This is a genomic window from Deltaproteobacteria bacterium (genome assembly GCA_021737785.1).
In the GTDB taxonomy this organism is placed as follows: Bacteria; Desulfobacterota; DSM-4660; order Desulfatiglandales; family Desulfatiglandaceae; genus AUK324.
Genome location: JAIPDI010000094.1, coordinates 1 through 6,463 on the forward strand (window position 1 = coordinate 1; position 6,463 = coordinate 6,463).

Sequence of the window (6,463 nt, forward strand, 5' to 3'; positions counted from 1 at the left end):
TCCATAAACGGCGTGAACTGGATGCGGTTGGGTCTTTCATTGACTTTCCTATCTCTTTACGCGATCGCTCAAGCCACTCCAAAAGCAGTTCGTTCATACTGACCCCCAACTCGGCCATCAGACGGACGTAGATATCATGATGCTGCAGACGCTCAAGATTCTCCCGCCTCTTTTTCATCTGGGCCTTATAGAGAGTTATCTGGTCTTCAACGATTTCAATGGAACGTTTCTTGTCTCCAAAGCCAAAGAAGACAAAGCGCATGAGAAAGGGATCCCTGAGAATCATATTTTTTTCGGGCAGGCGCTCCAGCCATTCAAGAAAGACCTGATTCCCCTTGTCGGTGATGGAGTACATTTTTCGGCTGGGCCCTTTTTGGCCATGATTCGCGTCTTCGATCATGGTCACGAGGCCTTCGTCCTTGAGCTTTTTCAGGTTGGGATAGATCTGACCATAGTTGATGGTCCACATGTGCCCGAATTGGTCTTCTATGGTTTTCTTGATTTGATAACCATGCATATCCCTGTATTGGAGCAATCCCAGGATTGAATATTTTAAAGACATATGCCTCCCGCTTGCGATGATAATATATACAAACTTTATATATACACAGTATATAGTATGATGAACTTTCCGGTCAATAGGAAATTTTGACTTTTTTCGCTATGGAAACACACACAGGATGCTTCTCTTACGAATCGGTTCTTGGCCGAATTCTGAGGGCTGCATTGCCGTGCCATGCCCGCCCCGAGGTCTTGGGGACATTCTGTGGTACCTGTGCAGCGAATTTGAATGGGTAAAGGTGGTAAAGAGGTATGCCCAGGCAGGCAAGACTGGATTATCCGGGGTCTCACCGTATTTGACAAATTCCTTGACATCTGTAGCCCGATGGCTACAATATCATGATCGAAATCTGCAAGACTGAAACTTTTGCCAAATGGATCGATGGGTTACAAGACATCCGTGCTCGTGCTCGTATCCTTGTGCGGATCGAAAGGTTAGCCGCAGGAAACCCAGAGGACGTAAAGCCAAAAGGTGATCATCCTATTGGCTGGCGGTGACAAAAAGGGCCGGTCTAAGGACATCAAAACCGCCTTTCGTCTATCTCATAATTTATAGGAGAAAACCCATGGCAAAGACAAAAACCAGCAAATACGATGTGGCAGAACACCTTCGTACCCCAGAGGAAATGGCGGCATACCTTGAAGCCTGCTTGGAAGAGGCGAATGGGGACGCCGCTTTTATCGCAAAAGCACTAGGAGATATTGCCCGTGCAAAGGGCATGACACAGGTGGCGCGTGACGCAGGTTTGTCCCGCGAAAGCCTTTACAAGGCCCTCTCAGGAGAACGCACCCCCGGGTTTGACACAATACTTAAGGTTGTTGGCGCTCTTGGCTTGAAACTACATGCAGAAGCTATTCATGTAAATGCCTAAATAGCCCAACATCACGCTGGTTGGGACGGCGAAGACCACCCCGCCCGACAGCTCCGCGGTAGCTGTATAAATAGCAGCAAACCCATGTGGGCGGCGGGACCTCTTTTAAAATTTTGAAAGAGCATCCCGCTGCCCACTTGAATTGCATAAAGGAGTAAACGAGCATGAATGCGATGGAAGCTGAACTTCAAAAGCTGAGAGAGGCGAGTGATATGGTGACCCTCTACGGTCCGGGTATCATTCGCGCGCTCATCATTCTGGTGGTTGGTCTGGTGCTTGCCAAACTGATCCTGAAGTACGCCAGACTGATCCTTCGAAGATTGAACCTGAAGGAGGCCACCCTTTCGGTAGTGGTCAATGTCCTCTTTATCCTGATCGTCACTCTTTTTGTGGCCATGGCCGCACGATTCCTCGGTCTGGAGGCCATGGTGATCGGACGCGTTATCATCGCCGTTTCACTGATCCTCATCGGTCTTGTGGTCATCTTCAGACCGCTGATGCCTACCCTTCCCTTCAAGGTGGGAAATACCATCAAGACCGGTACGCTTCTTGGGAAAGTAGAGGGCACGACCCTCATGAATACGCGCATCCGGACCTTTGACGGCAAGACCGTATTCGTTCCCCACAGCAAGGTGCTCAACGATTATCTGATCAACTATCATCTCATCCCCAATCGGCAGATCAGGATCGATTTCCCCATCGGATATGGAGAGGACCTCCTCAAGGCCAAGGCGGTTCTGTCGGAGATCCTGGCGGAAGATCCGAGAATCCTCAAGGCCCCGCCCGCCAGGGTTTTTGTCATCGACCTGACCGTGGGGGGTGTACAACTGGCCGCCTGGTCCTGGGTCAAAAACATCGATTACTGGCGCACGCGTTGCGACCTGCTTGAAAAGATCAAATTCCGTTTCGACCATGAAGGGATCGGTTTCGCCATGCCGAGACGTCTCGTTCATATCCAGGGGGCTTCAGAGGACCGCATGGAGGTGGAGGACCTGGTCGGTTGAAGGCAGAGAAAACCGCTGACGAGCGTTGCCAACGGGAAACCTCAAACGACCGGTACGCAAGAAATATCCAGTAACGAGTATCCGTTATTCAATAATAAGCATCATATGAGGGATCAGAAAATGGATTTGAAAGAAGCAATGAAAATGATCGCCAACGGATGGATTCAGAGACCCAAAGGATTCCGTGTGCGCTTCGAGCGACGACAGGGGGATCAATGGATCTCCGATACCTTCCCCTCCGAGGGGGAAGCGTTCCTCACCTCAGACGTCATGGCCTGGGAGCTGGCAAGGCGTTTTGCCGAGGCGACCGGGAAGGGGGGGACCGGAGAAGCTGAAGGGGACATTTCGAGCATCACCGTGGTTGACCACACCGGCAGCCCTGTTAATTTCTATGGCACGGATGCAATCCGTGTGCTCAACCCGAGGGTCCAGGCCTGAGGTAGGTTATGCGCATGCAGGCAGAGGAAAGATATGAGCGCCGTTACACCAACCTGAGCATTTGTTCCGGCAGGGCCAAAGAACTCTGACCCGGCCCTGAAAAGCCATGTTTTTTACGCTGGAATAAATGCCTTCGGAGACCGACGTCTTGGGGCGCCATCAGGACTAAAGCGGATAACCGCAACCAAAACGGCTGTGTGCTGTCCCGTCATTCCGGCATGCCCTTGGCCGGAATCCAGTCCGCCGTATTTCTGGATTCCGGCTGGAATCGTGCCGGAATGACGGAAGGCTAAGCGTGCAAAGGAAGGATGGCCATATTTTCTCGTTTTTCATGACAGAAGACCGGGGAATAAGGGCCTAAAAGGACGAACTAATAGTCACCCCCGTAAGAGCCGATCCCCGCGTAGGCTTCAGCATAGGCATTATGATAACTCCCTAAACCCCCATAGTAAAGGGCGAAATAAGTATAGTACAGATCGCCATAAGTCCACGCGTAATAGGCATTATCTGCAGCTAAACCGAACCAGTAATAGGCCTCATCCGCATAAGTCCAGGCATAATAGCCCCACCAATCTCCACTGGAAAGCCATGCATAATAACTGGCGTCATCGGCATATGCCTCAGCGTCAGCCATGTACAGATATGCATCGTACAGGGTCGCCGTGCTGTTGTAAAACAAAGCCTCCGTACTGAGCATCTGGCTATCCCCTTGAGAAGTGGCAGCGTACGTGGCGCTGACCGCTGCATCAAACAGGTTTCCGGCATGTGCCATGTTGAAGCCGATGCCCATCCCAAAGACGATCCCGATGAGCGCTATCTTCCCGATCGTTTTTTTACATCTCTGCCTTGCCATGTCCTTCCCTCCTCTGGTTCCAAAAAAACTTCATGGATCAATCATAATTTATTATATCCGATTTTTCCGACCGGAGCACCCCCTTTATTCTCTGACCTGCAACCCGCCTTGGAATGACGCCTCCACCCGCATGGCGGCTGGTCTCAGGAAGTCCCCGGAAATGGGCGAAAAGGAACCTTTCCCGGTCCATCATTAACGTGGTGGCTGAATATCAGGGGTCATCGCCATTATCTCAACAGTTCTGGCCTGCCACCAGGTAACGCCAAGCCCCTTGATCGGAGTTTCGGGTGGGAGTCCAGAAAGCGCTGATACTCTTCATCGGTCAATACAGCTTTCAAATCCTCCTTCAACTCCCAATCGCTTTCCTTCATCACCTTTCTCATGGTCTCTCGATTCGGAAGCGTCCCGTCAGGTTCCACAGGAAGCCTTTCGCGGATACGCCTGGCATGTTCCTCAAAAATAAGATCGACCTCCCGGCGTTTTTCACCGGGAAGATCATCCAGCCACGCCATCGGGTTCTGCCTTTTTGCGGGGGCCGATGTCGGGAAACGATCGGAGACGACCGGGGGCCGAGGCGCCCGGGCCGGCTGAACATTCACAATCTCATTCTCGAGAGCGGAGAGCTTTCCCACGATCACCCCCAGCTTTTGATCGAGTCGAGCAAGCTTTTCCAGGTGCGAACCCGGTGCTTCGGAAGAGGAACGAACGACAGGGAGTTGCTTTCGGAGGGTATCTTCGATGGCGCTGAGCCTCACTTCTATTCCCTTCATCTGTGTATTCAAGGTTTGCCTGATCTCTCCCATGTCATTGGGCGGGGTATCCGGAGGAAAGAACTTTAGCACCGCGACTACGGCCAAAAACGTAGCGAGAGCGTTTACAGCAATAATTTGCCAAGACTTCATAAATCATCCAAATAATTTCAGGTTGTTTAAATTAAAATTTAACCAATTATGGACGTTTTTCAAGGCCCTCTGTGGGGTAGCGGACATCTTCCGCAGTCCCGATTCCCTGGAGAAGATCTCCTGCACATGGCCTTTGGCCCATATTACAAAAATTTACCGAACTTGACCAGTATTGTCTACGGAAGTCTTGAAAAAACCTGATGCAGGAAGAAGAAGGGGCGCCGATGTTTTTATTCCTTTCTTTGAGGGTTGAACGGATTATGCGAATCATGTGACGCTGGCAACTATTTAACTTGAAAGGTAAAAAGATCAGTGAATGTGAAAGATGCATTATGCCAAGGAGATCTCGAAAGATATCGTAGGCGCCCTGCACCATATCGTGGTCAGGGGATTGACCTCCACCCGGTGGGATATCCTGAACGCCTCGGCCGTGATCCTGTCGCCGCTGTGGGATGCCTGCCTCCAATGTGCAGCATGCCGCGCTGTTTCTCTTGATAGATCCAAGGCGTCTGTTGTACATAGAAGGGGCGCTTCAGGTTCAATGAGACACAGCGCCGGGAAATAGCCCCACCCGAAGTCCGGTCCAGGAGCGGCCATGGGGTGGGAACATCCCAAGAAGAAATGAGAATTGTTTCAGCCGATGTTCTGGAAAAAAGCCGGGTCTAGGCTTTGAGGGTACCGGGCCGGAAGGGAGGGGCCCCTGCCGCATTGGCCGGCCAGATTTGCATGAGGGACGCAATATGACAAAAACCCATTTTATCACGCCACCGGAAGATCGGTATTTGGAAGACTACGTGGAAGGCGATGTCCACGAGTTCGGACCGATCTTTATCACGGAAAATGACATTATCGAGTTCGGCAAGAAGTTTGATCCGCAAGTTTTCCATACCGACCCGGTAAAAGCCAAAGAAACGGTTTACGGGGGGGTGATCGCCAGCGGTTGGCACACCTCCAGTCTGTTTATGCGGCTGTTTGTCGAGAACTACTTGGCAGGTAAGGCCAGCCTGGGTAGCCCGGGAGTGGACGAGCTCCGTTGGCTCAAACCGGTCCGGCCCGGTGACAGTCTGATGTTGCGTGTCACTGTTCATAAAGTGAAACCATCGACCACAAAGCCGGATCGGGGAGTGTTGTTCTCTTTTTGCGAAATGGTAAATCAAGAAAACGCAGTGGTGTCAACCATGATGGCCCTTAATTTGATCCGGTATCGCCACAGGTCCTGAGAGGGATGTCGGGGGCGAGACACTGCGTGAAAATCTGCAAAATGAAAGACGGGATAAAGGGGAATATCCTATGCCGATGCATCGGGTTCTCCCCCATATCCCGGCCAACAGGGTAACGGGCTGCTCTTGCAGGTCCCCCGGCTACACCGGGTGTTCAAAGACCGAGGCGATGCTTTTCTCAGGGCCGAAATGGATGCACCCTGTGGGGCAGACGCTCATACAGGCGGTCTTCAGGCCCTGGCCCAGGCGATCCACGCAGAGATCGCACTTTACTGCCAGCTCTGTTCGTTCCTCGAACTGCATGGCGCCGAAGGGACAGGCCTCCACACACTCCCTGCATCCGATGCACAGGTCGGCATTGATCAATACGATGCCCTGGTCATTTCTGGTAATCGCATCCACCGGGCACGCATCCTTGCAGGGCGGCCTGGCGCAGTGATGGCAATAGACCGGGATATAATCAGGGGATTTTTCGATCACCCGCACCAGCCGGGGGCCGACCCCGAGGCCGTGTTCCTGCTTGCAGGCGACCTCGCAGGCATGACACCCCATGCAGTTCTTCTTGTCAAATATCAAAGAAACTTTCTCCATTTTGCTATTCCTCCTAACGCGG

At 52.0% G+C, this 6,463-nt stretch carries 9 protein-coding genes; 5 read left to right on the forward strand and 4 right to left on the reverse strand.

The annotated features are described in order from the left end of the window. Positions 1-562 (reverse strand): PadR family transcriptional regulator (locus K9N21_23500; GenBank protein MCF8146883.1); only part of this gene is annotated, 562 nt, incomplete at its 3' end. A gap of 565 nt (positions 563-1,127) precedes the next feature. On the opposite strand from K9N21_23500, the gene K9N21_23505 reads away from it, so the two are divergent. The 3 genes from K9N21_23505 (at position 1,128) to K9N21_23515 (ending at position 2,875) form a co-directional block, all read left to right on the forward strand. Beyond that, positions 1,128-1,433, forward strand: coding sequence for a putative addiction module antidote protein (locus tag K9N21_23505; GenBank protein ID MCF8146884.1), 306 nt, complete (start codon positions 1,128-1,130; stop codon positions 1,431-1,433). 164 nt (positions 1,434-1,597) lie between these two features. Next, positions 1,598-2,437, forward strand: coding sequence for a mechanosensitive ion channel family protein (locus K9N21_23510; GenBank protein MCF8146885.1), 840 nt, complete (start codon positions 1,598-1,600; stop codon positions 2,435-2,437). A gap of 120 nt (positions 2,438-2,557) precedes the next feature. Next, positions 2,558-2,875 carry a hypothetical protein gene (locus K9N21_23515; protein ID MCF8146886.1) on the forward strand — a complete coding sequence of 106 codons (318 nt, stop codon included), beginning with the start codon at positions 2,558-2,560 and terminating at the stop codon, positions 2,873-2,875. Between the two features lie 370 nt (positions 2,876-3,245). Here K9N21_23515 and K9N21_23520 read toward each other — a convergent pair whose 3' ends face one another. Continuing rightward, on the reverse strand, positions 3,246-3,728 hold the full coding sequence (locus tag K9N21_23520; GenBank protein MCF8146887.1) for a hypothetical protein: 483 nt from the start codon (positions 3,726-3,728) through the stop codon (positions 3,246-3,248). A 227-nt stretch (positions 3,729-3,955) separates the two neighbouring features. Continuing rightward, on the reverse strand, positions 3,956-4,510 hold the full coding sequence (locus tag K9N21_23525; GenBank protein ID MCF8146888.1) for a hypothetical protein: 555 nt from the start codon (positions 4,508-4,510) through the stop codon (positions 3,956-3,958). A 445-nt stretch (positions 4,511-4,955) separates the two neighbouring features. On the opposite strand from K9N21_23525, the gene K9N21_23530 reads away from it, so the two are divergent. Both K9N21_23530 and K9N21_23535 read left to right on the forward strand, forming a co-directional pair. Continuing rightward, positions 4,956-5,195, forward strand: a complete 240-nt coding sequence (locus K9N21_23530) for a hypothetical protein (protein MCF8146889.1) — start codon at positions 4,956-4,958, stop codon at positions 5,193-5,195. A gap of 175 nt (positions 5,196-5,370) precedes the next feature. Beyond that, complete coding sequence (locus K9N21_23535) at positions 5,371-5,850, forward strand: MaoC family dehydratase (protein ID MCF8146890.1); 480 nt, start codon at positions 5,371-5,373, stop codon at positions 5,848-5,850. Positions 5,851-5,991: 141 nt separating this feature from the next. Here K9N21_23535 and K9N21_23540 read toward each other — a convergent pair whose 3' ends face one another. Then, positions 5,992-6,441 carry a 4Fe-4S binding protein gene (locus tag K9N21_23540; protein ID MCF8146891.1) on the reverse strand — a complete coding sequence of 150 codons (450 nt, stop codon included), beginning with the start codon at positions 6,439-6,441 and terminating at the stop codon, positions 5,992-5,994. Positions 6,442-6,463: the final 22 nt, after the last annotated feature.